The organism is Nocardiopsis sp. NPDC006198 (genome assembly GCF_040613895.1).
Classification (GTDB): domain Bacteria; phylum Actinomycetota; class Actinomycetes; order Streptosporangiales; family Streptosporangiaceae; genus Nocardiopsis; species Nocardiopsis tropica.
Genome location: NZ_JBEXSY010000025.1, coordinates 34,642 through 58,729, shown reverse-complemented (window position 1 = coordinate 58,729; position 24,088 = coordinate 34,642). Strand labels below are relative to the sequence as shown.

Annotated in this window: 23 protein-coding genes and 1 tRNA gene; 13 read left to right on the top strand and 11 right to left on the bottom strand. The window is 68.7% G+C overall.

The features are described 5' to 3' along the window. The first annotated feature begins 11 nt into the window (after positions 1-11). Positions 12-485, top strand: a complete 474-nt coding sequence (locus ABZ234_RS18635) for an NUDIX domain-containing protein (RefSeq protein WP_355012917.1) — start codon at positions 12-14, stop codon at positions 483-485. Between the two features lie 4 nt (positions 486-489). Here the strand turns inward: ABZ234_RS18635 and ABZ234_RS18630 are convergent, their stop codons facing one another. The 4 genes from ABZ234_RS18630 to ABZ234_RS18615 all read right to left on the bottom strand — a co-directional run bounded on the left by ABZ234_RS18630 (position 490) and on the right by ABZ234_RS18615 (position 2,143). Next, entirely contained in the window at positions 490-1,002 is a 513-nt protein-coding gene (locus ABZ234_RS18630) for an HD domain-containing protein (protein WP_355012942.1), read from the bottom strand. Between the two features lie 49 nt (positions 1,003-1,051). Further along, positions 1,052-1,537, bottom strand: coding sequence for a GntR family transcriptional regulator (locus tag ABZ234_RS18625; protein WP_355012916.1), 486 nt, complete (start codon positions 1,535-1,537; stop codon positions 1,052-1,054). Positions 1,538-1,769: 232 nt separating this feature from the next. Next, positions 1,770-1,967, bottom strand: coding sequence for a BldC family transcriptional regulator (locus tag ABZ234_RS18620; RefSeq protein WP_355012941.1), 198 nt, complete (start codon positions 1,965-1,967; stop codon positions 1,770-1,772). Between the two features lie 17 nt (positions 1,968-1,984). Beyond that, positions 1,985-2,143, bottom strand: coding sequence for a hypothetical protein (locus tag ABZ234_RS18615; RefSeq protein WP_355012915.1), 159 nt, complete (start codon positions 2,141-2,143; stop codon positions 1,985-1,987). Positions 2,144-2,940: 797 nt separating this feature from the next. Here ABZ234_RS18615 and ABZ234_RS18610 point away from each other — a divergent pair. The 3 genes from ABZ234_RS18610 to ABZ234_RS18600 all read left to right on the top strand — a co-directional run bounded on the left by ABZ234_RS18610 (position 2,941) and on the right by ABZ234_RS18600 (position 5,387). Further along, positions 2,941-3,675, top strand: a complete 735-nt coding sequence (locus ABZ234_RS18610) for a helix-turn-helix domain-containing protein (protein ID WP_355012914.1) — start codon at positions 2,941-2,943, stop codon at positions 3,673-3,675. Positions 3,676-3,918: 243 nt separating this feature from the next. Beyond that, on the top strand, positions 3,919-4,458 hold the full coding sequence (locus ABZ234_RS18605; RefSeq protein WP_355012913.1) for a hypothetical protein: 540 nt from the start codon (positions 3,919-3,921) through the stop codon (positions 4,456-4,458). Continuing rightward, a complete protein-coding gene (locus ABZ234_RS18600; protein WP_355012912.1) occupies positions 4,455-5,387 on the top strand; it encodes a hypothetical protein in 933 nt (310 codons plus the stop codon). The genes ABZ234_RS18605 and ABZ234_RS18600 overlap by 4 nt, the downstream gene beginning before the upstream one ends. A 416-nt stretch (positions 5,388-5,803) precedes the next feature. On the opposite strand, the gene ABZ234_RS18595 is transcribed toward ABZ234_RS18600, so the two are convergent. Together ABZ234_RS18595 and ABZ234_RS18590 are read right to left on the bottom strand one after the other, a co-directional pair. Then, a complete protein-coding gene (locus ABZ234_RS18595) occupies positions 5,804-6,664 on the bottom strand; it encodes an abortive infection family protein (protein ID WP_355012911.1) in 861 nt (286 codons plus the stop codon). An 880-nt stretch (positions 6,665-7,544) separates the two neighbouring features. Next, positions 7,545-8,066, bottom strand: coding sequence for a lytic polysaccharide monooxygenase auxiliary activity family 9 protein (locus ABZ234_RS18590; RefSeq protein ID WP_355012910.1), 522 nt, complete (start codon positions 8,064-8,066; stop codon positions 7,545-7,547). A 567-nt stretch (positions 8,067-8,633) separates the two neighbouring features. Here ABZ234_RS18590 and ABZ234_RS18585 point away from each other — a divergent pair. Continuing rightward, the gene (locus tag ABZ234_RS18585) at positions 8,634-9,689 is read left to right on the top strand and encodes a DUF4037 domain-containing protein (RefSeq protein WP_355012909.1); all 1,056 of its coding nucleotides are present in this window, start codon (positions 8,634-8,636) and stop codon (positions 9,687-9,689) included. Between the two features lie 106 nt (positions 9,690-9,795). Next, entirely contained in the window at positions 9,796-10,611 is an 816-nt protein-coding gene (locus ABZ234_RS18580) for an oxygenase MpaB family protein (RefSeq protein ID WP_355012908.1), read from the top strand. Here ABZ234_RS18580 and ABZ234_RS18575 read toward each other — a convergent pair. Together ABZ234_RS18575 and ABZ234_RS18570 are read right to left on the bottom strand one after the other, a co-directional pair. Continuing rightward, on the bottom strand, positions 10,604-13,591 hold the full coding sequence (locus ABZ234_RS18575) for a BTAD domain-containing putative transcriptional regulator (protein WP_344179008.1): 2,988 nt from the start codon (positions 13,589-13,591) through the stop codon (positions 10,604-10,606). The two genes, ABZ234_RS18580 and ABZ234_RS18575, sit on opposite strands and share 8 nt — an antisense overlap. A 129-nt stretch (positions 13,592-13,720) precedes the next feature. Then, the gene (locus ABZ234_RS18570) at positions 13,721-13,882 is read right to left on the bottom strand and encodes a hypothetical protein (RefSeq protein WP_267950590.1); all 162 of its coding nucleotides are present in this window, start codon (positions 13,880-13,882) and stop codon (positions 13,721-13,723) included. Positions 13,883-14,750: 868 nt separating this feature from the next. On the opposite strand from ABZ234_RS18570, the gene ABZ234_RS18565 reads away from it, so the two are divergent. From ABZ234_RS18565 to ABZ234_RS18555, 3 genes are all read left to right on the top strand, one after another. Then, complete coding sequence (locus tag ABZ234_RS18565; RefSeq protein ID WP_267950204.1) at positions 14,751-15,263, top strand: NUDIX hydrolase; 513 nt, start codon at positions 14,751-14,753, stop codon at positions 15,261-15,263. 187 nt (positions 15,264-15,450) lie between these two features. Then, positions 15,451-15,885 carry a hypothetical protein gene (locus ABZ234_RS18560; RefSeq protein WP_267950203.1) on the top strand — a complete coding sequence of 145 codons (435 nt, stop codon included), beginning with the start codon at positions 15,451-15,453 and terminating at the stop codon, positions 15,883-15,885. A gap of 87 nt (positions 15,886-15,972) precedes the next feature. Beyond that, positions 15,973-16,776: a DUF2786 domain-containing protein gene (locus ABZ234_RS18555; protein WP_355012940.1), complete on the top strand. Its 804-nt coding sequence runs from the start codon at positions 15,973-15,975 to the stop codon at positions 16,774-16,776. A gap of 211 nt (positions 16,777-16,987) precedes the next feature. On the opposite strand, the gene dnaN is transcribed toward ABZ234_RS18555, so the two are convergent. Further along, positions 16,988-18,130: a DNA polymerase III subunit beta gene (dnaN, locus tag ABZ234_RS18550; RefSeq protein ID WP_355012939.1), complete on the bottom strand. Its 1,143-nt coding sequence runs from the start codon at positions 18,128-18,130 to the stop codon at positions 16,988-16,990. 322 nt (positions 18,131-18,452) lie between these two features. Between dnaN and ABZ234_RS18545 the strand changes: the two genes are divergently transcribed. Next, positions 18,453-18,541, top strand: a tRNA-Ser gene (locus tag ABZ234_RS18545). 325 nt (positions 18,542-18,866) lie between these two features. Continuing rightward, positions 18,867-19,178 carry a hypothetical protein gene (locus ABZ234_RS18540; RefSeq protein ID WP_355012907.1) on the top strand — a complete coding sequence of 104 codons (312 nt, stop codon included), beginning with the start codon at positions 18,867-18,869 and terminating at the stop codon, positions 19,176-19,178. Positions 19,179-19,261: 83 nt separating this feature from the next. On the opposite strand, the gene ABZ234_RS18535 is transcribed toward ABZ234_RS18540, so the two are convergent. Both ABZ234_RS18535 and ABZ234_RS18530 read right to left on the bottom strand, forming a co-directional pair. Beyond that, complete coding sequence (locus tag ABZ234_RS18535; protein ID WP_355012906.1) at positions 19,262-20,191, bottom strand: universal stress protein; 930 nt, start codon at positions 20,189-20,191, stop codon at positions 19,262-19,264. Between the two features lie 269 nt (positions 20,192-20,460). After that, positions 20,461-22,320, bottom strand: a complete 1,860-nt coding sequence (locus ABZ234_RS18530) for an AAA family ATPase (RefSeq protein ID WP_355012905.1) — start codon at positions 22,318-22,320, stop codon at positions 20,461-20,463. A 181-nt stretch (positions 22,321-22,501) separates the two neighbouring features. On the opposite strand from ABZ234_RS18530, the gene ABZ234_RS18525 reads away from it, so the two are divergent. Further along, positions 22,502-23,476, top strand: a complete 975-nt coding sequence (locus tag ABZ234_RS18525; RefSeq protein ID WP_344178998.1) for an NAD(P)H-quinone oxidoreductase — start codon at positions 22,502-22,504, stop codon at positions 23,474-23,476. A gap of 32 nt (positions 23,477-23,508) precedes the next feature. Continuing rightward, on the top strand, positions 23,509-24,051 hold the full coding sequence (locus tag ABZ234_RS18520) for a bacterial proteasome activator family protein (protein ID WP_276567181.1): 543 nt from the start codon (positions 23,509-23,511) through the stop codon (positions 24,049-24,051). Positions 24,052-24,088: the final 37 nt, after the last annotated feature.

The following is a 24,088-nucleotide window of genomic DNA, read 5'->3' as shown; positions in this document are numbered from 1 at the left end:
AGGCTGAACGCATGGGCAAGCGGATTGACTACTACGACGACCCCGAGGCCCCGGCGGCGAACAGCCTCGTCCCGTCCGTGAACGTGTTCGTGGTCAACGAGCGCGACGAGGTGCTGATGATTCGCCGGACTGACAACGACAACTGGGCGGTGCCCGGGGGCGCGTTGGACCTAGGCGAGTCCGTTCCCGCGGCTGCGGTTCGGGAGACGTTGGAGGAGACCGGGATCCACTGCGAGATCACTGGAACCATCGGCATCTACAGCGACCCGAAGCACATCATCTACTACACGAGCGACGGCGAGGCCCGGCAGGAGTTCTCCCTGGTGTTCGCTGCGCGTCCGCTCTCCGGTGAGCCCACACCGAGCGACGAGTCCAAGGAAGTCGTCTGGGTGCCCAAGCACGAGCTGACCGACTACCGGATGGACCGGTCCATGCGGCTTCGCGTGGAGCACTTCCTTGCCGGAGGCCCGACCCACATCGGGTGAGCGGTCATCGAACCTCGGCCAGGCGCCGTTCCACGGATCGCACCGACGCCGTCAACAGCGGTGAGGAGCGGGTGATGGAGCGGTGGACCAGGTCCTCGGGGGCGTAGCGCTCCAGGATCTCCGACAGCCGACGCTCTACAGGCAGGTGTGTGCCGTCCGGGCCGGTGGTCATGTCCGAGTAGGTGAGGGCGTCCAACAGGTCATCCGAGGGAGCGTCGAACTCGTCCTTGAGGAGAGCCAGCAGTCCGCGTTCCTCGGCTTCGACCACGGCGCAGGAGTGATAGGCGACCAGGGAGACCAGGGACTCGTCTGCTTCCTGGACGCGGCGCAGGTACCGGGCCCCGTCGAGGGGATGGAAGCCTGTCGTCGCCAGGTCCGGGGAGTACCCGATGTCGTGCAGCCAGGCGGAGGCTTCGACCAGGTCGGCATCATCACCGAGCACCGCACGCAGGGAGCGCGCCTGTTCGGCTACCCCCTGGGAGTGCGCCCAGCGACGGGGAAGCGGTCCTTCGAGCAGTTCTCGCGCGAGATCCCGCGCCCAGTGAACATGTCCCACATGTACCAGGCTAGCTTGCGGGCGTTTCCGGCCCTTGAACGAACCGGCCCTTGCCGTGGACGGCGATGACAAGCCCGGTCCCCTCCAGCTCCGAGAGGGCTTGACGGGCCGTCCCCCGGGAGACGTCGTACTGGCGGACGAGGGCGGCTTCACTGGGCAGGGCGTCCCCGGGGACGAGGTCACCGCCGGCGATCCTCTCCCGCAGTTCGGCGGCGATGCGCCGGTACTGGGAGGGAGTGGGCCCGTTACCAGGGGTGCTCTCGCGTTCCTCGGTGGTGCACACGACGCGGCCGGTCCCCGGGACGGCCCTGATCAACCGCTCCGACTCCAGTTCGGCCAGGGCCCGGCGCACCGTCGTGCGAGCGACGCCGAACTCCTTACCCAGAGCGGCTTCGGAGGGGATCGCGTCGCCCGGGGCCAGCTCCTTGCTGGTGATGCGGGAGCGCAGGGCATCCGCGATCTGGTGGTACGTCCCCCACGGGGTGCGCGGACTCAAACGGATTCCTCCGATAGCTAACGCCATGAGCAGGTGCAAGGGCAGTTGAGGGCAGTTGAGGGCACTCCAAGGCTACTGAGGTTCTGTGAAAGGTGACCGACTCAAGAGCTGCTCCCGCAGTCGTCGATCTGGGCAGTACCAATCAGCTCCGGACGACTGCCCCGGCTGCGCGGTCGAAGAGACGGTGGAAGCCCGAGAACTTCGACCGCGCAGAAGCCTTATCTTGCTGAGATCAGTGGGGAGTGTTGACGGTCGTCCTGCCCCGGTCGAGAAGGGCAAGGACCTCGTTCTCTCGGTAACGGTGGTGCCCGCCGGGGGTGAGTACCGAGGTCAACCTCCCCAGTTGCCCCCATTTGCGGACCGTTTTGGGGTCCACCCGGAACATCCGGGCAACTTCTCCTGGAGTAAGCAGCTCTTCGGCCACGGACATCAGCGGCGGCGGTTCGCTCACGTGCTCTCACCCTCCTTGGGTAGCTTGGTGTATCCGGTCTGGGCCGAACGGGTGCGACGTGTGTCCTGTTCGTTCTGCCAGGTCAGATAGCGGCCTTGCTGCTCCACAGCCGCCTCTTCCTCAGCGGTCAGGGGTGCGTCATCAGGGCTGATCACAACGACCTCCGAGGAGTCGGAACCGCGGGCTGAACCTTTCCCCTGGTGCGTAGCCGTTCCTCCAGCTGGGCCGGCGTGGGTTCGACCTCGGTGCGCCAAGGAGATGTGCGCGAGTGGGCGGTGGCTACCCAGAACGAGCCCGTCCACGCGATCTGGTGGGTGCGCCCCCAGGTCTGGCTCAACCGCGCCAAAGTCAGCCCCGGGGGCTCCCAGTACTCACCCTTGAGGTCCTGGTGGTCACCTTCGTGGCCTCGTTCAAGGACACAGGTGCGGCGACATCCGGATCCGTCCAGGCGGCTCTCTGAACACAGGGGCGGCATCACCAGGCCGCCCCCACGCCACGCAGGCCGTCCAAGACCGCGCCCAACACACCTTCGGTTGGAACCGACGGGAGTGGTGAGGACGGGTTGCTGTAGGCCCGCACCCTGGAGGCCCGCCGAGGCCGACGGTGGCGCAACGTCTCCGTGGCCAGGAAGCGGACTGCTAGCAAGGTCGAGGGGTTCAGGTAGCTCGCACTCATGGTGCCGCAGCTTTCGTCACGGACGTCTTCACGAGCCTGACGCCCCGATGTCCTGTCGGTCCGCGTGTCCAAAGGTGTCGGATCAGGTTCCGCATGTTCCTCCCCGCTTAGATCGGGCGGGGCTCACGGCAACATCGTGGGATGCTCCGGAGCCCTCATACATGCGGAAACGATGCTCTGAGTGAGCGGACATGTGTACCACGTATCGGACAACTTGAGGGACGTCTAGGGACGTCTTCTGTTATCGTCGGGTCCCCGCACTCCGGAGGGCACTCCCGTGAACGCTGCACTGCGCAAGGCCCTGGCCGCAGCCCAACTCACCGAGACTGACGTGGCCGCACGCCTCGGCGTGGACCCCAAGACCGTCCGCCGCTGGCTCTCCGGCCAACGTCCCTACCCCCGGCACCGTTGGGCGTTGGCCGACCTACTTAGGTCCGATGAGGAAAACCTCTGGCCGGAGCAGGGCCAGGCCACCGAGGACAGCGCCCCACTGTCCGAACACGCCCACCGCGTTTACGCGCACCGCTGGCAGGTGCCGCGAGAAGTCTGGTACGACCTGTTCGGCAAGGCGGAACAAGAAATCGGCATCCTGGTCTACAGCGGCCTGTTCTTAGCTGATGACCCGGGCATCCTAGAACTCCTGGGAGCGCGAGCCCGAGGCGGGGTGAAGACCCGCATCCTCCTCGGAGACCCAGAGTCCCAGCCGGTACAGCAACGCGGACACGACGAGCAGATAGGCGACACACTGTCCGCCAGGGCAAGCAACGCACTACTGCTGTTCCGAACGCTCCTGGACACCGACGGCATCGAGATCCGGACGCACTCAACCGTCCTGTACAACTCCGTCTATCTCACGGAGAAGAAGCTTCTTGTCAACCAGCACATCTACGGTCTTCCCGCCGCGAAGTCACCAGTAGTCGAGATGGACCGCGTTGCGTCACCGGCGATGTCCTCCACCTACAGTCAGAGCTTCGAGCTGACCTGGAAGAATGCCAGGCAAGTTCGCAAATGACCACGTACGCCTCATACGGAAAACACCAGAACAAAACACTCGATTCTGTTCCGCGAGGGTGGACATGCAAGAATGTCCATCTCCCCTCTCGCAGGAACCTTGCTCGCCAGAGGGAACTGCACATGACGATGGGGTTTCATGGCTGGAGCGCTACCGGAGTTCACCGAGACCTTCCAAGGTGTCGCCCCTTACCGTTACCTTCCGTGTGGTCGGTACCAGGTGACCATGGAACAGGCTCGGACCATGCTCGTCGAGGACCCTCAGTTCCTTGCCTCTGAGACGCGCATGGAACTCTGGGAGAACCTCGAAGAATACCTCTTCACTTTCGTAGAGCTCGGGGATCGCTACTCTGAGCTACTGGACGGCTCCCCTCTGGTTCGTCATCTATGGATGGGGGGTAGCTACGTGAGTAGCAAGCTCAACCCCAACGACATCGACATCGTGGTCTTCGTGGACGGTAAGGCTGAGGAGCTGCTGCGCGCTTCGGCGTTCAATAACGGACAAAGAGGGCGAAAAGTAAAAAATGATGCAAAGTGGTTGACTCGAGCCTTCAACCGAAGGAGGATGCAGAAGGAGTTCAAGCTCGACCCTCACATGCTCAGCTATCGCCCCGTGCCGAACAGCTTTAGCTTGCAGGACGACCAGATTGATGAGCGCAAATACTTTGAGCAGCGGGGAATGTTCGATGACTGGTTGCAGCGCTGCAGTCCCGATGGGGAGAAGGTAGCGGCAACTGAGGAGAGCGCCAAGCAAAGGCGAGGCTACCTGGAGGTGCAGCTGTGACAGAGAGCTGGCGTAGCCGCGCTAAAAGGCGTCATGGGGAAAAGATTAACGACAGGCTCAATGGCTTGCTAGAAGAACCCCCTCTTACATCGGACGAAATTGAGACTCAGCGACGCTTGAATCTTCTAGATTCAATGCAGTCAATGGATCCCACTGCAACATTAGAAGAAGAGCTCACAATTCGACTTTCCGGAGAAAGTGCGAAGGGCGCCTTGGAAGTGGGTGACAGTGACAATCTCCTTCGTCCAATTCGAGAAATAATAAGGGGATCTTCCTCCTCTGACGTTGAACTCGAACTATTTGGAGTTTCTTCAGGTAGCACCGTACTTCATCTGCGGCCAAAAAAGACTAGCCCCGCATTTGATGATACGAGAGATGAAGTATATCTGAATTTCGAAACTACAGATTCTGTCGATTTTGCGGTGCGTGAAATGATCAAATTTGTTGACGCAACGGAAGAAGGTGATGGAATATCGCGCTGGGCTAAAAAGGATTCCACAATCGAAGGCATGGAGCGCTTCGTGGAAGCCCTCGACAAGAGGGACCTGGAGGCCCAATTCACCTGGTCAGCGACAGACGGAACGGTGCGGAGTAGTCGACTGACAAGGCGAGGGCGAGAAAACATGGCCAAAATAGGGCAGACTCGAGCCACTTCTCGTGAAGAAATAGTAAGAGGCTATGTCTCGGAGATAATTATTTCTGAGACCTCTGGCAAAGTGAAAATAAAGAAAAGCCTCAGGAAGAATGCCCCTGCGGTTTTGATTTCGTTCTCCGAAAGCGAACTTAGGTCCACACCCTTGCAGATTGGCCAAGAGGCTGAGTTTGTTATCCGAATAACTGAGCATCGAGATCAAATCGGTCGAATCGCCAAAACTGAAGTTCACTTCTCTCGACTTTCCGAAGAACATCCCGCCTTGGGTGAAATGTAGAGAATATTACTTTGCTGATTTGATCTGTATGGGATCAAGGCGACGGCGCTCGCGCCGTCGCAGTGGCTCGCCGCCCGGCAAGGGCTGCGGGCTGCCGCCCGGTCCCTCGCTCGGCCGGCAGCCTTTATTGAGCCCTAGTGGAACCAAGGGTCTCGCGCCCCCCATGGACTCCCCGAACCCACGCGGAAGCTGGCGCGCTCAGGACGTGCAATGGGTTCAGTAGGTTCGCGCCAGAACTCGTGTGAGACCGAAACCGTAGTTTCTGCCCGCTGAGGCGAAGCACCTGAACGGGCAGCGCACGCCAACTGGTATGTCTTTCTGGAACTTGCTCCAATAAGCCCTTTATTTATTCCCTCTGGGGCGACACCCCTATTTCTCTTATAAAGCCAAAAGAGACAGTTTCCTTTCGGGAGCACTCAGGCTTTGGCACCGCGCCACGGAGCAGCAGGGTCAGAGAGTGTGTCGAGAATCAACTCGCACCAGGTCACGGCTGCATTGACGGTCAGGCGAGCATGGCGCACGCCAAGTCCGGGCGGTGCGATAACCTGACCATGCCCACTGCCGAATCCTTGGTTACGCAGTTCAGCAACTCCAACTGCAATATTCACCGAACCTGAAAGTATCTTCTTTACAGCCTTACTACCATCAGGCCCGTCAGGAGCTGATCCAGCATCGAGCTTCAATGCCTTTTGAACCGCGCTGATCAGAGTTGGGAGCGCAGCATTTCGGTCAACCTCGATGGCCAACTCCCGAAGAGCGGTTTTGGCTGTTGCCTCGATAAGTTGCTTGGAGGCACCAATAGCCCCAGAGGGGTCGTCAATCAAATCCCTCCGAATGCGTTCTAGTTCAATCATGATACCGGAGGCTTCGCTTAAGCCACTAAGGTCGCGGACCAGCACAGGAGGATTAGACCAGGATATTTTCCCATCACTTTCCAGTGCAAATCCATCCCGCTCCAAACGCACTCTGATATCGTCCAGCCACTTCGGCATTCCTTGTTCGTCAGGGCTGCCATAAGCACGAATAAAATCCTCGAAAACCAGGAGAGCGCGCCGAACGTGGTTCGGATCTGACCAGTCAACTCCCTCAGCGTAAAGCATGAATACGGTCCGCCGCTGGCCTGAGTCCTGGTATTTCAGCTCGTCTGGAGGGATGGGAGCAAACCCATGATCCTCCCATAGCTCAGCCACAATCCGTATGGTCAGGTCTGTGGCGAGAGATCGGAAGGCATTGCGAGTTGCAGGGCTCACGAGTTCGCGCCTAGCGGTGACAGTCATGACATGAAGCATAGGAGCAGAACCTGACAGCTTCACAGACTTTTTCAGAGCAACTGCTTCATCCCAGATGTGATAGAGCCCCTCACGCGTCAGCGTTTTTCACTCCCCTGCGTTCTTCTGCCATCACTCTCAGCAAAATCTTCAGCCGAGGGCCGTCATGGTTCCGTGCTACACGGGATGGTCACCAGGGGGGAAACACGGGGAGTCACAGGGAGAGGAACGGTGTACTCCCAGGTAGAAGAAGTGCGGGGTCGCCTGCGCACAGGGTTCTCGGCTTTTTAAGCTGATGACGTGTTCGGGCCCCGACGCACCCGATGGCGCGGCACGGTCTGTCTGGGGTGCCGGCCCCGGCACCATCGGGCACCCTGGACCGAAGACGATGGTTGCCGAAGACTGGGGCTGAGGGAGCGTGGTTCAAGCGTGCGGGACAGGCCAGCTCACCTGGGGCGGACGTCCTGTGGCTGGAGTCAAGAGCAATGCACATTCAGTGCACATGGCTCCGGGAGAGGCCCGGAAGCGGTGAGAAGCGTCCGGGACGAAGACCCAGGTCAGAACCGGTTTCCGGGGTCCGACCACAGGCCACTGGAGGGCCCCGGTACGGGAAGAGGTCGTGGGTTCAAATCCCGCCACCCCGACAAGTGACCAGGGAGCGTTATCCCTGGTCAAAGGTGGTCACCTAGTAGATAGACGCTACTGGGTGGCCACTCTTTTTTTGTCCCGCGTGCACTGTTGTGCACTGTCGCGCCGTAGTTGCCATGTGTGGACGGTTCAGCCGGCCGCTCGTCGGCGCGCCCGCGCCCCGGACCACCCGGGCCCGGACACGGGGCGGGCCCCGGTCTGGCCGTGGGCCGGGCCCGGGGCCCCGGTGCAGCCGCTCGGGCTAGCTGCGGATGTTGACGTCGACGCAGGAGTAGAAGGCCATGGGGGTGTCGGCGACGTTCCACACGGCGAGGACCTTCTGGCGTCCGTTGTAGCCGGACAGGTCCACGTTGTGGCGGACGGTCGACGGCGGGCGGGCGCCGTTGTCGTTGAAGCTGGCGACGCGCTGGCCGCCGACGAAGTACTCCCACGTGGCGGTGGAGTGCATAGCGGTGAGGGTCCAGGTGAAGGTCAGGTTGGTACCGACCTCGGTGACGTTCCAGCCGAGGCTGTCGTCCCTGAGCTCGGCGAACCTGCTGTTGCCGCCCGCACAGTCGGTGAGGCCCTTGGGGCCCTCGACGCTCTGCGGCTCCCACTGGATGTCACCGCACTCGACGACGCCGGCGGCGCACTGCGCCTGGCGGCTGGCGGGGGCGGAGACGTAACCGTGTGCGCCGGCGGTGCCGGCGGGCATGAGGGTGAAGATCATCGCGGTGGCGGCGGCGACGGCCGAGGCGGAGCGGATTCTGTTGCGGGTCTTCATGGGGGCCCTTCTGTTCGGGTCACGATCCCCTGCCGGCCCTGCGGCCCGGTCGGGTCTCGTAGCGGGGGTGACCCGGACCGTCTCCGGTCCAGGGGGGCGGAGGGCGTCCACGAGGGCTCGGATATTCCCTGCGAACGTCGGACAGCTCTGTCCTGGAGACTCCGGGCGTCCCCGGAATGTCCTCTCCAACCGTTGCGGAAGACGGTAAGCATCCCGTAACCGGACGTCAAGACTCCTGTTACGAGGGGGTACCGCGTCCCACCCGTACCGCCGGGACCGCCCATTCGGCCCGGTCGCGGGCTGGTCCTGCCATCGCCTCCGCGGCACCAGAGCCATGAACTGGAAAGACACTTAACAGAATCGGGCCGCGGTCTGCCGCGTCACTGCTATACCAATGCCCCCAGGTGGGACGTTCAGCACCAGACCTGTCCTTGAAGACATAATTTTCTTACCCCGCCCCACGGGCCCCTCTCGCCCCGCACCGGGACGGGACCGCGTCGGCCTGCGGGCGGTGGACCCGGTCGAACCCCGTGGCCCCCACGGCAGCGCCCGTCTAGGCTCACCGGCATGCCGCCAGACTTCCTTCCCGGCCTCGACCTGTCCCGCGCCCTGTACTCGGAGGCGGTCGCCCCGCTCCTCCGGGCCGAGCACCCGGACCTCCCGTACGCCGCCGCGCTGGTGGGTCCCGGCTCGGAGGTCCTCGGACTGGACACCGAGCGCTCCACCGACCACGGCTGGGGACCGCGCCTCCAGCTCTTCGTCTCCGACCCCGGCGCCAGGTCCCGGGTGCTGGAGCTGCTCGAGGAGCGCCTCCCCGAGCGGGTGCGCGGCTGGCCCGTCCGGTTCGCCCCCGGCGACGGCCCTCCGCAGACATGGCTCCCGGACGCCGGCCACCCCGGCGGGCGCCACCGGGTGGAGGTCGTCGACCCCGGCGCCTGGTTCGGCGCCCACCTGGGCTTCGACCCCCGGTCCGGGGTGTCCGTCCGCGACTGGCTCGCCACCCCCACGCAGCGGTTGGCGGAGGCGGTGGGCGGCGCCGTCTTCCACGACTCGGCGGGCGACCTCACACGGTCCCGGCAGGCCCTGGACTGGTACCCGGACGACGTGTGGAGGTACGTGCTGGCCTGCCAGTGGCAGCGGATCGCCCAGGAGGAGGCGTTCGTCGGCCGCTGCGCCGAGGTGGGCGACGGGCTCGGCGCGCGGGTGGTGGCCGCACGCCTGGTCCGCGACCTCATGCGGCTGGCCCTGCTGCTCGCCCGGCACTACCCGCCGTACCCGAAGTGGCTGGGCAGCGGCTTCTCCCGGCTTCCCGGGACGGACGGGCTCGCCCCGCTCCTGGCAGGGGCGCTGGACGCGGACCCCGCGGCGCTCGCCGACGCCTGCGCCCTGGTCGGCGAGAGGCAGAACCGGACAGGTCTCGCCGAGCGCCTGGACACCCGTCCCCGCCCCTTCCACGACCGCCCCTGGCCCGTGCTCGACGCCGCCCGGTTCGCCACCGCACTGTCGGCACGGGTGGCGGACCCGGAGCTCGCGGGGCGGCCGCCGGTGGGGGCGGTCGACCAGTTCACGGACAACACCGACGCCCTGACCAGCCCCGGGGTGTTCCGCTCGCTCGGCCCCTGAACAGCGTGCGCCCGCCCTGCCACCCCGGCCGCGGACCGGGCGTACCGCCGGGCGGACGGACGCGCGTCCCGCGCAGGGCACGGCCCGTTGTCGTACCATCCGAGGCATGGGCCGATCATCCGATGAGACACCCCTGCGCCGGGCCGGCGGGGAGGCGTGCGCGCTCGGCGGCGCGGGCTACGCCGTGCTGCTCCAGATCGCCCACCCCAGCGTCGCCCGCGGGGTCCACGACCACAGCTCCTTCGCGTCCCGGCCGTTCGCCCGCCTGCTCGGCACGCTCTACTTCGTGTACGGCACGATCTACGGCACCGAGGAGGAGAAGCGGCGCCTGCACGCCATCGTGCGAGCCATGCACCAGAAGGTGACCGGCCCCGGCTACCGGGCTCTCGACCACGACCTGCTGCTGTGGGTGGCCGCCACCCTGTTCCACTCCTCGTCCCGGCTGAACGCGATGGTGTTCGGGGAACTCGGTGCGGAGGAGTACGCCGCCTTCCTCCGCGAGGCGTCGGCGTTCGCCACCGCGCTGGGCCTGCCGGAGGAGGAGTGGCCCGCCACCCCGGCGGAGTTCGACGCCTACTGGGAGGCGGGCATGCGCGCTCTCCGCGTGGGAGAGGAGGCACGGAGCATCACCCGGGAGCTCTTCCACCCCGCCTCCGCGCCCCTGCGCCCGCTGATGAGGGCCCAGCTGCTGCTGACCGGCGGGCTGCTCCCACCGGACCTGCGCGAGCAGTTCCGCATCCCGTGGTCGGACGCGCGGCAGCGCCGCTTCGACCGGGTCGTGCGGGTGACCCGGGCGGTGTACCCCCGGGTGCCCCGGCCCGTGCGCTTCCTGCCCGTCACCCTGTCCCTGTGGTCCATGCGCCGCAGCGGCGGGTGGCTGGGACCGCGCCGTGCGCGGGGGCTCCGGAGGATCGTCAGCTGAGGGTCTCGGAGAGGGCCGCGAGGGCCTCCCGCGCCTGCTCCGCCTCGGGCAGGCCCAGCTGCGTGAAGATCTCCTCGGCCTCCCGGAGGAGCGTGTGGGCCCGGTCCGGGGCCACCGCGGGTGCGGGCAGCCCGCCCAGGGCGAGGGCGGCGCAGGCGATCGTGTGCGTCTCGTTCCTGTCGACGGCGACGGCCCGCGACCTCTCCAGCTCGACGGCCGCCTCCTCCGGCCGGCCCGCGACCGCGTAGGTGACACCGAGGTCGTGGAGGATCTCGGCGTCGCCGCTGTGGTCGCCGGACTTCTCCGCGAGGGCCAGGGCCTCCGTGTGGGACGCGATCGCCTCGTCCCAGCACTCCGCCGCCCGGTACGCCCGGCCGAGGGAGTTGCGGACGAAGATCTGGTGGGCGACCAGGCGCAGCCGCAGGGAGAGTTCGAGCGCCTCGTTGAGGTCCCGGAAGGCGAGCTCCAGTTCGCCCAGGCCGGTCCTGGCCTCCCCGATCACGCGCTTGGCCACCACCCGCGTCTCGGCCTGGTCCTCCTCCACCGACTTGAGGATCGCCTGCTCGGCGCAGCGGATCGCCTCCCGGTGGTCCCCGAGCGTCTGGCGCAGTACGGCCAGGTTTCCCCACTGGAGGGCCTCGATCCGGTCGTTGCCGAGCTCCGAGGCGTAGTCCAGGACCCCCTGGATGGCCGCGGCCGAGTCCGCGAAGCGGCCCATCCTCTCGTAGACCATGCCGAGGTTTCCCAGGGCGCGGATGATGCCTCTCCGGTCCCCCACCGACTCCAGCAGGCCGTGCGCCTCGGTGAGGTAGGCCATGGCCTCCTCGAAGCGACCGGAGATGTAGTGGGCGATCCCCAGGCCGATGAGGGTCACGGCACGGCCGCGCTGGTTGCCCTGCTTGCTGTTGATCTGGAGAGCGCGCTCGTGCGAGCTGACCAGCAGGCCCATCTCACCGTGGAGGGCGTAGAAGCGCCACACGGCCTCGGCCATCTTCCAGGCGCGGTCCTCGTTGTCCTTGGAGGCGAAGTACTCGATGGTGTCGGCGAGGTTCTCCTGGTGGAGGGAGAACCAGCCCTCCGCGTCCTCCCTGCCGCCGAGGTCCGTGCGGTATCCGGGGCGCTCGTCCTCGGCCGCGTCCCGCACGCGCGGCCCCAGGAGGGAGGCCGCGTGCTGCGCCGTCACCAGGTAGTACTCGGCCAGGCGGGCCCTGGACCGGTCCGCCGTGGCCCCGTCGAACTCCGACGTCGCCCTGTCCAGGGCGAACTCCCTGATCAGGTCGTGCATCCGGTAGACGTCGCCCTGGGGCTCGTCGAGCAGGCACATCCCGACGAGTTCCTGGAGGATGTCGTCGGCGTCCTCCACCGTCATGTCCAGGAGCGCGGAGGCCCCGGCCAGGTCGATGGTGCTCCCGATCATCAGGCCCAGGGTGAGGAAGGCGTGGCGCTGCCCGGGGTTGAGGCTCTGGTAGGAGAGGTCGATGGCGGCCTCGACGCTCTGGCCCTCGACCTGGAGCTCACGGAACTTGCGGTTCTGCTCGCCCAGCCTCCTGGCCACGTGCAAGAAGGACCACTTCGGCCGGCTGAGCATCCGGCCGGCGATGACCCTGAGCGCCAGGGGGAGGCCTCCGCAGATGCGGACGATCTCCCGAGCCTGCTCCGGCTCGCGCCGGACGCGCTCCTCGCCCAGGATGCGGCCGAAGAGTTCCAGCGACGACTCCTCGTCGAACATGCCGAGGGAGAGGAACCGGGCGCCGCTGAGACCGGAGAGCTCGTTGCGGGTGGTGATCAGCGTGAGGGCCCCCGGCGAGGACAGCAGCAGGGGGCTGACCTGCGCGTAGCTCGCCGCGTTGTCCAGGATGAGCAGCGCCTTGCGGCCCATGAGGGTCGCCCGCCAGAGGGCCGACCGCTCGTCGAGCGACTCGGGCACCGCCTCGGGCTCGACGCCGACCGCGCGCAGGAGGGCCCCGAGGGCCGAGGAGGGGTCCAGGGGCTCCTTGTTCGAGGTGTAGCCGTACAGGTCGAGGAACAGTTGGCCGTCGGTATAACGTTTCGCGGCTTCGTAACCGAAACGGACCGCGGTGGTGGTCTTCCCCTCGCCGCCGGCTCCGGTGATGACGCAGACCTTGGCCCTTCCGTCGCCGGTGACGGCCATCTCCTCGAGCTGGCGCAGGGGACCCTGCCGCCCGGTGAAGTCGGGGAGGTCGCGGGGGAGGTCGTTGCGGACCAGGTAACGAAACCCTGATTCCGTTGGCGCTCCGGCCGCCGGCTCCTCCCGGTCGGCGTCCTCCTGGAGGATCCGGGCGTGGAGGGCGGTGAGCTCGGGGCCCGGGTCGACCCCCAGTTCGTCGGCGAGCCGGGAGCGGAACTCCTCGTAGACGGCGAGCGCCCTGGCCCGCTCGTTGTCCCGCCACAGGGCGGTGATGAGCAGGTGGTGCAGGCGCTCGCGGAACGGCTCCTCGCTGACCAGGGGGGTCAGGCGGGAGGCCACCTCCGCGTGGCGGCCGAGCTCCAGGGAGCAGGTGGCCCAGCCGACGACGGCCGACCACCGCTCCTCGCGCAGGGGGGCGACCACGGAGTAGTCGAGGTATTCGGAACCGACCCCGGAGAAGGGCACCCCGCGCCAGCACGAGAGCGCGCGGTCGAGCAGGTCGGCCCTCTCCTGCGGCTCGGCCTTGGCCGCGGCGTCCCGGAGGCCCCGGAACCGGTGCAGGTCGACCGTGTCGGGGGCCACGTCCAGGGCGTAACCGCCCGAGGTGGTGGCGATGCTGTCGGGGAGGATGCGGCGGAGGTGGGAGATCTGGACCTGGATGACCGAACGCGCGGTACGCGGCGGGTCGTCGCTCCACAGGTAGCCGATCAGCTGGTCGACGGTGACCTCACGCCCGAGGTGGACCAGCAGGGCGCCCAGTACACAGCGCTGGCGCGGACCGCCGACCGGTATCGGTCGGCCTCCGGACCAGACGGTGATGGGGCCAAGCACGCCGAATTCCACAAGCAGCAACCCTAGCAAGCGACATTGCGGAAAAACGGGATGCGGACATGCCAACGGCTCCGAGTACCCCCCTCCACCCAGGTACTCGGAGTGACCACTGGACCACCCTGCCGGACGCTACTCGTCCTGGCTGGGCTTTTCCTGCTCGGGAGCACTCTCGACAGGCTTCTGCTCGGCCGGGGGCCTCTGCTCGGGGTCCGGCTCGCGCAGCGGATTCATCCTCGCCACAGGAGTCGCGTCGGCGATGATCGCCTCGAACCGCTCATCCACGGTCAACATCTCCGGCACACGAACTCCTCTTCTCACCGCACTCGTGTAGAGCCGCAATGTGGCCCTACGTCGCCTGTGAAGCATCAAACGGACTCACCGCCCTCCGGCGGACCGGCCACCCGCGGCGAGTCCCGCCTCAGAACACACCACGGGTGGCATGTGTCCAACGAACGTCGCGCTGGTAGGCGACCATGAGCCGTCCTCTCATGGAGGCCTTCGCGTCGAACGAGTTCCACACTAGAGAGATCTTCTTCCACCGCGCTTTCAGTCTTCTTTCAGCGCCGGAATCGGTGTGGCGTCGGCCGTTGTTCGCATGCCGTTCACTCTTACCCCGTCCCACCGGCTCCTCACCACCGCTTGGCCGGTTGCGGACCGCCGACGCAGGGCGAAGACCCCCACACCGTGGCGTCATGGCAGGTGGGAGCCCCTCGACCCGGGACCGGAAGGGGCTCGCCTTCCCACGGGAAACCCCGCGGCTTCCGCGACGCGCCCGCGTCCCCGCACCCGTGCCGAAAAGCACGAAAAAGCAAAAATCCCCGCGGGGAAGGCGATACCGCTTCCGTATATGCTCCCGGTATCCCGATAACGGCACCGCCTCCATTCGTCTCCTCCGGGTCCGGCGCCGGCCTTCGCGCCCGCGCCTCGCGGTCCGCCGCGGCCGTGCCCCCGGGACCCCCGGCTCCCCTCCCCCGCACGAGCCGCCCGTCCGGGCGGCGGCGCGCGGTATCCGCCCCGTACAACGGAGAAGTGCTGCGGAGGCCTCCGGGCGGGCCATAGGTTCGGAGGAGCACGGGCATGATCGCCCGTGTCCGATCGTTGTGCACGGGAGGACGGACGTCACCCGTGGTCCGGAAGGGAAGCCGATGTGGAGGACGTGATGCTGGAGGGCGACGGAAACGGCTGGGTCAGTCTGCCCGACGGTTCCCGGCGGTGGGGGGTGTACGGCGCGGCCGGCCTGCTGCTGTACACCACCGACGTGGCCGGAACCGGCCACGTGCTGCTCCAGCACCGGGCCGGCTGGACGCACATGGGCGGGACCTGGGGCATCCCCGGAGGCGCCAGGAACAGGGACGAGACGCCGCTGGAGGCCGCCGTCCGGGAATTCCGGGAGGAGATCGCCGGCGACCTGGGCGAGTACACCCTCGTGGGCGTCCACGAACAGGACCTCCAGGTGTGGCGCTACGACACGTTCCTGGCCAGGGTCGCGGAGATGACGCCGTTCCGGCCGGGCAACACCGAGAGCAAGGAGGTCCGGTGGGTCCCGGTGGACCGCCTGGAGGCGCTGCCCCTGCTGCCCGCGTTCCGCACCGCCTGGCCCCGTCTGTCCGCGGACCTGTCGGCGTCCTCCGACGGGAACCCCGGTGGTCCGGGCACTTCCGCGACCGGCTGATCGTTGCCCCTCCGAGGGCTCCCGTCACCCGGTGCCCTCGCTGCCGCGGATCCGGCGATGTGCCGGGGCGCGGACTCGGGGGTAAGTCAGGGACGGGCCCTGATGCGCGTGGAGCCCCGAGACTGCATGCTGGAGCGGACGGCCCGTCGAAGAGCGGTCGTCACGCGATTCGACTGGAGCAGTGGACATGACGCTGGAGCGCGGTAACGCATTCACTCCCGTCGCCTCGGCGACGATGATCTGGCCCTGGACCACCTCGGTCCTGGGGGGCGCGGCCGGTGGTGCCCTCTTCTTCCTGCTGAACCTGGGCGCCGGCGCCCTCTCGTCCGGGCTGACCGCCGCGGTGATCTTCTTCGCACTGATCGGCGGCGTCGGCGGTGTGATGCGCCAGAAGGCCGACCGCCGGGGCAGGCGCTACGCGGCCACCTACCCCTTCCGCTACGCCGCCGTGCCCGCCGCGGTCGGCGGTGCGGGCTACGCGATCGTCAGCTACGCGACCTCGATCCTGGCCGCCCCGATCGCCGGGCTGTTCGGCGCCCTGTTCGGCGGGTTGCTCGTCGCGGCGGCGATCTGGGTCACCGTCGGGCTCATCGCGATGGTGGTCGGGAACAAGAACGCCTAGGCTCGGTGTTTCCCGCCGGTGGCGGGAACTGGACACTCACCGACGGGAGACAACCGGGCGCCGATGACTGAAGCTGCTCGTCAGAAAATGGTCGAGCGGGTCCGAGGGCTCCTCCGCATGGCGGAGGACCCCTCGGTGACTGACGCCGAGAGCCAGGCGTTCACCGCCAAGGCCGCCGAGCTGATGACCCGCCACGCGATCGCGGAGGCCGAGGCCCGCGCCGAGAGGGGCGAGGAACCGGACGCGATCAGCCGCATGGACTACACCGTCGCAGGGGTGGGCGGCCACGGAAAGGCCCGGGTCCGGGCACTGGCCGACATCGCCGCCGCCTACGGCTGCCAGTCGGCGGTCAGAGGCAACAACTCCGAGAACACCGACCGCGTCATCATCCTGGTGGGGACGGTGAGCGCGCTGGACGCGCTGCGGATGCTGATGCCGTCGATCTCCATGCAGATGGAGTCGTCGGCCAAGTTCATGAGTTCGTCGCACGTGGCGGACATCCGCGAACTGCGCAACTACACCAGGTCGGAGCTGGAGACCGAACGCAAGCGCTACTACCGGTCGTTCGTGCGCGCCTACGGGCGTGCGGTCGCGGAACGCATTCGGGAGTTCCGGGCGCGGTTGCAGGAAATGGCCGCTCCGGGGGGTTCCGACGGGTCCGGTGAGAGCGTCGACGCGGCCCGCGGAGCGGAACTGGTCCTGCTCAACGACGTGAACCGCGTGCGTGAGGAGTTCCAGAAGCAGTTCCCCCAGTTGCGCAAGCACCGGCCGGAGCGTACGCACAGCGCGGCGGGCTACCGCGCGGGGTACAGACGGGGGCGCCAGGCCGAACTCGGGCTGGACACCCCGGTGAGCCGCGGGGGGACGTCCACCCTGGCAGAGGGTGAATAGGGCTCACCGCCCCACGTTGTCCACAGGCTGTGCACAGAACCGCCCCTCGTGATGTTTTCGCATGTCAAAGCAGAAATGCGAGAGTCCACCAGGGGTGGTTCGGGTGTTCTCTGCAGACGATTACCCCGGGTTATCCACAGGAAGTCCGCCTTCCTGTGGATAACTCTGTGGATAAGGCGCGACCGACGTGGGAAAAGGCCTCAATCCCTGTTCAGGACACCCGCAACGGTTGAACCAGATAGCGGAAGGACGGGTTCTCCCCCTCCTCGGCGGGAACGTCGGTGAACACGGCGGGTTTCGTCTGCTCGGTGAAGTTGAGGTACGCGGTGTCGGTCTCCACCGCCGTCAGACCGTCCATCAGGTAGTCGGGCCGGAAGGCCATGCGCAGCGGCTCCCCCTCGTAGGAGACCTCGATCGCCTCCACCGCCTGGGCGTCGTCCCCCGAGCCGGCCTCCAGGAGGACCTCCCCCTCGGTGAACGCCAGCCTCAGCGGGGTGTTGCGGTCCGCGACCAGCGCCACCCGCTTGACCGCCTCCGCCAGAGGGCCGACCGCCACCTCGGCGCGGGCCGAGAACTCCTGCGGGAACCACGAGGCGTACTTGACGAACTCGCTGTCGATCAGCCGGGTGGTGGTGCGGCGCTCACCGTTCCCGAAGCCGATCATCCCCTCCCCCGGCGACAGGCCCGCACCCCCGCCCGGCGTCCCCGAGGACAGGGCGATGTCCACGTCGGAGCGGTTGACCAGTCCGCGCACGGTGTCGTACAGGGTGCGCGCCGGCACCAGGGCCGCGGTGTCCACGCCCTGGTCGGAGGGGTTCCACCGCAGGTCGCGCACGGCGATGCGGTAGCGGTCGGTCGCGACCACGCTGAGGGAGTCGCCCGTGAAGTCGAGGTAGGCGCCCGTGAGCATGGGAAGCGTGTCGTCCCGGCTCGCGGCCGGGGCCACCTGGCGCACGGCCGTGGTGAAGGCGTCCGCGGACACGGAGCCGATCAGGCCGGGCATACCGGGCAGGGAGGGGTAGTCCTCCAGCGGCATGGTGATGAGGGTGAAGCGGGCGGCGCCGCCGACGACCCGCAGTTTGGCGCCGTCGGTGTCGATGTACACCGAGCCCGGGGGGAGGTTGCGCACGATCTCGGCCAGGAGGCGGCCAGGGACGAGGGCGGCTCCGGACTCCTCGGAGAGGACGTCCACGGACGCGCGCGTGGAGACCTCGTAGTCGAACCCGGACAGGTGCAGCGCCGAGCCGTCCCCGGAGACCTCCATCCGGATCCCCGCGAGCACGGGCACCGCGGGACGGGTGGGCAGTGCCCTCGCGGTCCAGGCGACCGCCTCGGCGAACGCGTCGCGATCCACTCGCAGTTTCACGGGTCGGCCTCCTCGTAGGTGTCGTACAGCGTCAACCTACCCAGGGGCTCAGACAAGCGACCGGCCCCGTCGTCGGGGGCGGACCTGTGGAGACCCCGGTCGGACCGTGCGGAAGGGGTGGCCCGGCGGGGCCCACTCGGGGGCGCCTCCGCCTCGGCGTTCGTGTCCGCCATGCCCCTGGAGTCGCTGCCGGGCGGCCCCCGGGCCCCGCCCTCCCCCGCCGCCGACCACCCCGGAACCGGAGCGGGAGATCCCCGCGAACCCGCCCGTCCCCGTGGGCTACCATGACTGGCGGAGAGTCACTCTCCCGGGAGGGTTCGCATAGCGGCCGAGTGCAGTGCTCTTGAAAAGCACCAAGTCCTTGACGGGGCTTCATGGGTTCAAATCCCATACCCTCCGCAGAAATCGCAGGTCAGCAGCTTGCGGGAGAGACAGAGAAGGCCGGTAGCCCGGGTCCATCGCACATTTATCGCACATGGACCGAGCCACCGGCCTTCCGCGTGTCCGGGTCCGGTCACCGCGCCCGGCGCAGGGCGGAACGGGCCCGCAAGGTCCCCGTCGACGTGTCGACAGGTCGACGGGGGCCGACCTCCCGAGGGCGAAGCCCCACCCCGCGTGGACAACGACGCCTCCGGACAAATCCGTGGACAGTCCGCGGGGCGGTCGATCATGCTGCTTCACGGACGGCGCACCCGGCCGACCGCCCCCGACCCACGGAGGACTCATGGCATTGGTACGCAAGGGCTCACGCCGTATCAGCGTGGACGGCACGGACTACCGCTGGCGCGTACGCCGCAGGCCGACCTACGCACAGGGTGTGGGTGAGAGCCCCATGACCTTCGCGGCGGAGCTCGCGGACTCCCCCGGACGGGTGCTCGTCGTCGCGACACCGCATCCGCATCCGGGCCACTACCGGGTGGGACCCGGCGAGGCTGTTCCCGTCACCCCGGCCGTGGTCGCGACCGCCATCCGCCGGGCCCGGGATGAGGGGTGGAGCCCTTCCTCTCTCGGCTCTCCCCACCACCTGACCCTCTGAGGCCGACCCCGTCGGAGCACCGGGGGCGGCGGCGCCGCGGGCCCCGGGCCGGTCCTCGGGCGCCGACCCCGGGGCCCGCCGCCCTACTCGTCCTCGTCGGCGTGCCTGGGGAGGACGACCACGGGGATCCTGGAACGGTGCAGCACACCCTGGCTGACCGAGCCCAGGAGCAGGCCGCGCACGGTGCCCCGGCCCCGCGAGCCCACCACGACGGCGTCCGCGCCCTCGGCGGCCTCCAGGATCGCGCTCACCGGGCTGTTCTGGGTCCGCACCACGCTGACCTCGACGTCGAGGTCCTCGCGCCTCTCGTCGACGACCTCGGCGAGCAGGCCGGCCACCAGTTCCTCGGACTGCCTCTCGAACAGCTCCTCCTGCGGCTGGTACCCGGCGGCGGTCATCGCGACCGGGTCGTAGGGGTAGGGAACCTCCCAGCTGTGGACCACGACCAGTTCGGCGCCGCTCTCGGCCGCCAGGTCGTAGGCGAGGCCGAGGGCGCGGCGCGCGGTCTCGGAGCCGTCGACACCGACCACGATCCGGTCCATCGACGTGGTCGCGGGCCTGCCCTTGCGCGAGGGGACGACCACGACCGGGCACGGCGCGTGGGCGGCCACCCGGACGCTGACCGAGCCCACGAACACCGACTTGAACGTGCCCATCCCCCGGGTGCCGACCACGATCAGGTCGTGGGGGTGGCTCTGCCGGATGACGGCCAGCGGCGCCTCCTCCATCGCGGTCACGGCCTCCGTGGCCACGGTCGGCCGGAGCTCGCGGACGTGTGCCTCCGCCTCGCCCAGCACACCGGTGGCCTGGCCGTGGATCTCCGGCGTGGGCTCGAACCGCGCGGCGCCCCCGTGGGCCGACACGATCAGCGGCATCCCCAGGGCGTGCACGATGCGGAGCGGGGCGTCCCGCCGGACGGCCTCCGCCGCCGCCCACTCCAACGCCGCCCGTGAGCCGTCCGATCCGTCGATCCCCACGACGACCCGGGCCGGGCGCACCTCTTTGCCTGCCATAGTTCCCCCTTAGCACTGCGACAGCACTGCGGACCATCTTCGTCGAGTAGACCAGCGCCCCACCGGAACGGCGCAGGCCGAAGGTCGCCGTTCCGTCCGACCTACGGCCCCGGCGCGCATGCCCGGGACCGGCCCGGAACGGCGGCCGACGGCCCGGCGCGGCACCGCGGAGCGCCTGGTGCCCGGATTCCCTCCCCACCATTGTCCGGAAGCGGGTCCCGTAAACCGGAGAGGCGCCCTCCGCGCGTTGTGTCCCGTCCCGACCGTCCTCACCCGCGCCAGGCGAACGCCTCCCCGACCGACGCCGCCAACTGGAGGTAGGCGTCCCGCGTCCCCGGGGCGAGCTGGTCGAGGTCGACCTCGGCGCCCTCCTCGAGGTGGCCGTCCCAGGGCACCCGGACCACGTCGCGGCACCTGCTCGCGAAATGGCCCTCCAGCCGGTTGAGGTCGACGCTGCTCTTGCTGTTGGACCGCACCATCGACAGCACCACGACGGCGCCGCGCACGAGCGGCCCGTGGCCGTGCGCCTCCAGCCAGTCCAGGGTGGCGCTGGCGCTGCGGGCCCCGTCCACGGAGGCGGAGCTGACCAGGACCACCTGGTCGGCGAGCCCGAGTACCCCGCGCATCGCCGAGTGCAGGAGGCCGGTGCCGCAGTCGGTGATGCAGATGGAGTAGAAGTGCTCGACTATCCGGGCCACCTCGCGGTAGTCGCCGTCGCTGAACGCCTCGGAGACGGCGGGGTCGCGGTCGGAGGCGAGGATCTCCAGGCGGCTGGGCGACTGGGACGTGAACCCGCGGATGTCGGCGTAGCGCGACACGAGGTGGCGCTCGTTGAGCAGGTCGCGGATGGTCGCGGCGGTCTCCAGCCGCACCTTGTCCGACAGCGTGCCGCGGTCGGGGTTGGCGTCCACGGCGAGGACCCGGTCGCCGCGCAGCGAGGCCAGGGTCGCGCCCAGCGCGACCGTGGTGGTGGTCTTGCCCACCCCTCCCTTGAGGCTGAGCACCGCCACCCGGTGGTGCCCGGTCGCGACGGGGGTGCAGGCGCGGGCCACCAGTTCGCGCCGGCGCAGGACCTTGGCGGACTCCCCCGGGTTGACGAGGCCGAGGGTGGCGGAGTGCACGGCGCGGCGCCAGCCGCCGCTCGGCCCCTGGCGCCGGTTGCGCACCAGCGTGGCCGCGTTGAGGGCGTCGGCGGTCTCCCCCTCCTGGTCGGGGCGCCTCTGGGCCTGCTGCCCGGAGGGGCGCGCGGGCGCGGGCGCGAGTCCGGCCCGCGGGCCGGTGAGGGTGGGCGGGGGTTCGGGGCCGCGGCGCGGCAGCGGCTCGGACCGCACCGGGCCGGGGTCGGAGGGCCCCGCCCCCGCGGGACGGAGGGGGTCGGTGCGCTCGTCGTCCGCCCACGGGCCCGCCACCGGCCCGGGTTCGGGGGCCCGCGTCGGCCCCGACCCGGCTCCGAACCCGTCGGCCCCGTGGCCCGGCGCCGGTCGCGCGTCCGGTGCGGAGTCCGGTCCCGGGGTCCCGTCCGCCCCCGGGACCGGGCCCGCACCGGTTTCCGTGCCGTCCGCCCCGGAGGGGTCCGGGCGTTCGGTGTCGAGCGGCGGTAGCTGCTCGGGCTCGGGGACGTCGGAGTCGCCCCGGAGCCTGCGCGGTGCGAGGGGGTCCGGCCCCCCTCCGCCCGGTCGGGCGGGCCTCTGGGGTCGCTGGGGCCGTTGGGGGCGCTGCGGCCGCCGGACCGCGCCCGGCAGGAGCCGGACCGTGGAGCTCCGCGTCTCTTCGTCGGAGTCCGCGGTGTCCTCCGGGGCCTCGGGGCGTTCCGGGGCCCCGGGCCCGTCCGGACCGTCGTCCTCGTCCGGCGGCGGCGCCTGGTAGCCGGTCCCCGGCAGCGGGGGAGGAGCGCCCTCGGGCAGCCGGGCGTAGGGGGGCGGGGGCGGGGCCGCCCCCTCGAACCCGCCGAACCACTGCTCCCGCGGCGTGGGCGCGGGCGGCTCCGGAGCGGCCTCGGCGGACGGTTCGCCGGTCCCCTCGGCGCCCCCGTCCGTACCCTCCCAGAGGGACTCGGGCCTCTCCTCGGCCTCCGAACCCGTGCCCGCATCGGAGCTGCGACCCGTCCCATGCTGTTCCTGGTGTGCCACCGGAGTTCTCCTGCTTGAAGGGGGTGTGCTGTGGAGGAAGGGACACTCCACAAGGGAGAGGCGGGATCCGCTTCCTGGTGTCACTCATACCCGCCCCACCCCAGGGAAGCATCCCCCGGGGGTCGGTGGACAGGGCAATCCGTAGCACCGTCCCTGAACCTCCCCGGGTACTGTCTGGCTCATGCACGCGATCCGTATCACCGCACCAGGAGGACCCGAGGTCCTCGCCTGGTCAGAGGTTCCCGACCCCGTCGCAGGAGAGGGGGAGGTCCTGGTGGACGTGGCCGCCGGCGCGGTCAACCGCGCCGACGTCGCGCAACGGCAGGGCACCTACCCGCCCCCACCCGGCGCCTCCGAGTACCCGGGCCTGGAGTGCTCGGGCACCGTGGCCGCGCTCGGCCCCGGCACCGAGGACTCCGGATGGTCCGTGGGCGACCCCGTGTGCGCCCTCCTGTCCGGGGGCGGCTACGCGGAGAAGGTGGCCGTCCCCGTGGGGCAGCTGCTCCCCGTGCCCGAGGGCGTCGGCCTGGCCGAGGCCGCCGCCCTGCCCGAGGTGGCCGCCACGGTGTGGTCCAACCTCGTGATGGTCGGCGGGCTGCGCGCGGGGGAGACCGTCCTCGTGCACGGCGGGGGCAGCGGTATCGGCACCTTCGCCATCCAGTTCGCCCGGGCCCTGGGCGCCCGCGTGGCGGTCACCGCGGGCAGCGAGGAGAAGCTGGCCCGCTGCCGCGAGCTGGGCGCCGAGATCACCGTCAACTACCGGACCGAGGACTTCGCCGAGCGCATGCGCGAGGAGGGCGGCGCCGACCTCATCCTCGACATCATGGGCGGCTCCTACCTCGACGCGAACCTGCGTTCGCTGGCGACGAACGGCCGCATCACGATGATCGCCCTGATGGGAGGCCGACGCGCCGAGGCCGATCTGGGGCGTATGCTCGCGAAAAGGCTCTCCGTACACGCGACGACGCTCCGCTCCCGTCCCCTGGACGAGAAGGCGGCCATCGTCGCGGGAGTACTGGAGCAGGTGTGGCCGTTGGTAGAACAAGGAGCCATCCGCCCCGTCGTGGACCGTTCTGTACCGATGCGGAACGCGGCGGAGGCGCATCGCGTCATGGAATCGAGCGCGCACACCGGAAAGATTCTCCTCACCCTCTGACGGCGTGCCGGTACATCCACGTAAGGGAACTGATGAGCAGCGCAGACGACCAGAAGGACGAGCCCCAGGTACTGGTCATGGGGGTCGACCAGCACGACGGGGCCGACGACGACGGCGCGGAGGAGCCCCGCTCCCTCGCCGACATGGTGGAGCAGCCCGCCAAGGTGATGCGGATCGGCAGCATGATCCGCCAGCTCCTGGACGAGGTGAAGGCCGCTCCGCTGGACGAGGCCAGCCGCACCCGCCTCAAGGAGATCCACACCTCCTCGATCAAGGAGCTCGAGGACGGCCTCGCCCCCGAGCTCATCGAGGAGCTGGACCGGTTGACCCTGCCGTTCGCGGACGGGTCGGCGCCCAGCGACGCGGAGCTGCGCATCGCCCAGGCGCAGCTGGTGGGCTGGCTCGAGGGCCTGTTCCACGGCATCCAGACGACCCTGTTCGCCCAGCAGATGGCGGCCAGGGCCCAGCTGGAGAACATGCGCAAGGCGCTGCCGCCCGGCCTCTCCGGCCTCCAGGCCCAGGACGGCCCGTCCGTGGCCGGCGACGAGCCGCACGGATCCGGCCCCTACCTGTAGCCAGGGTCCCGAACGCGAGGAGCCCCCGCCCTTTGTG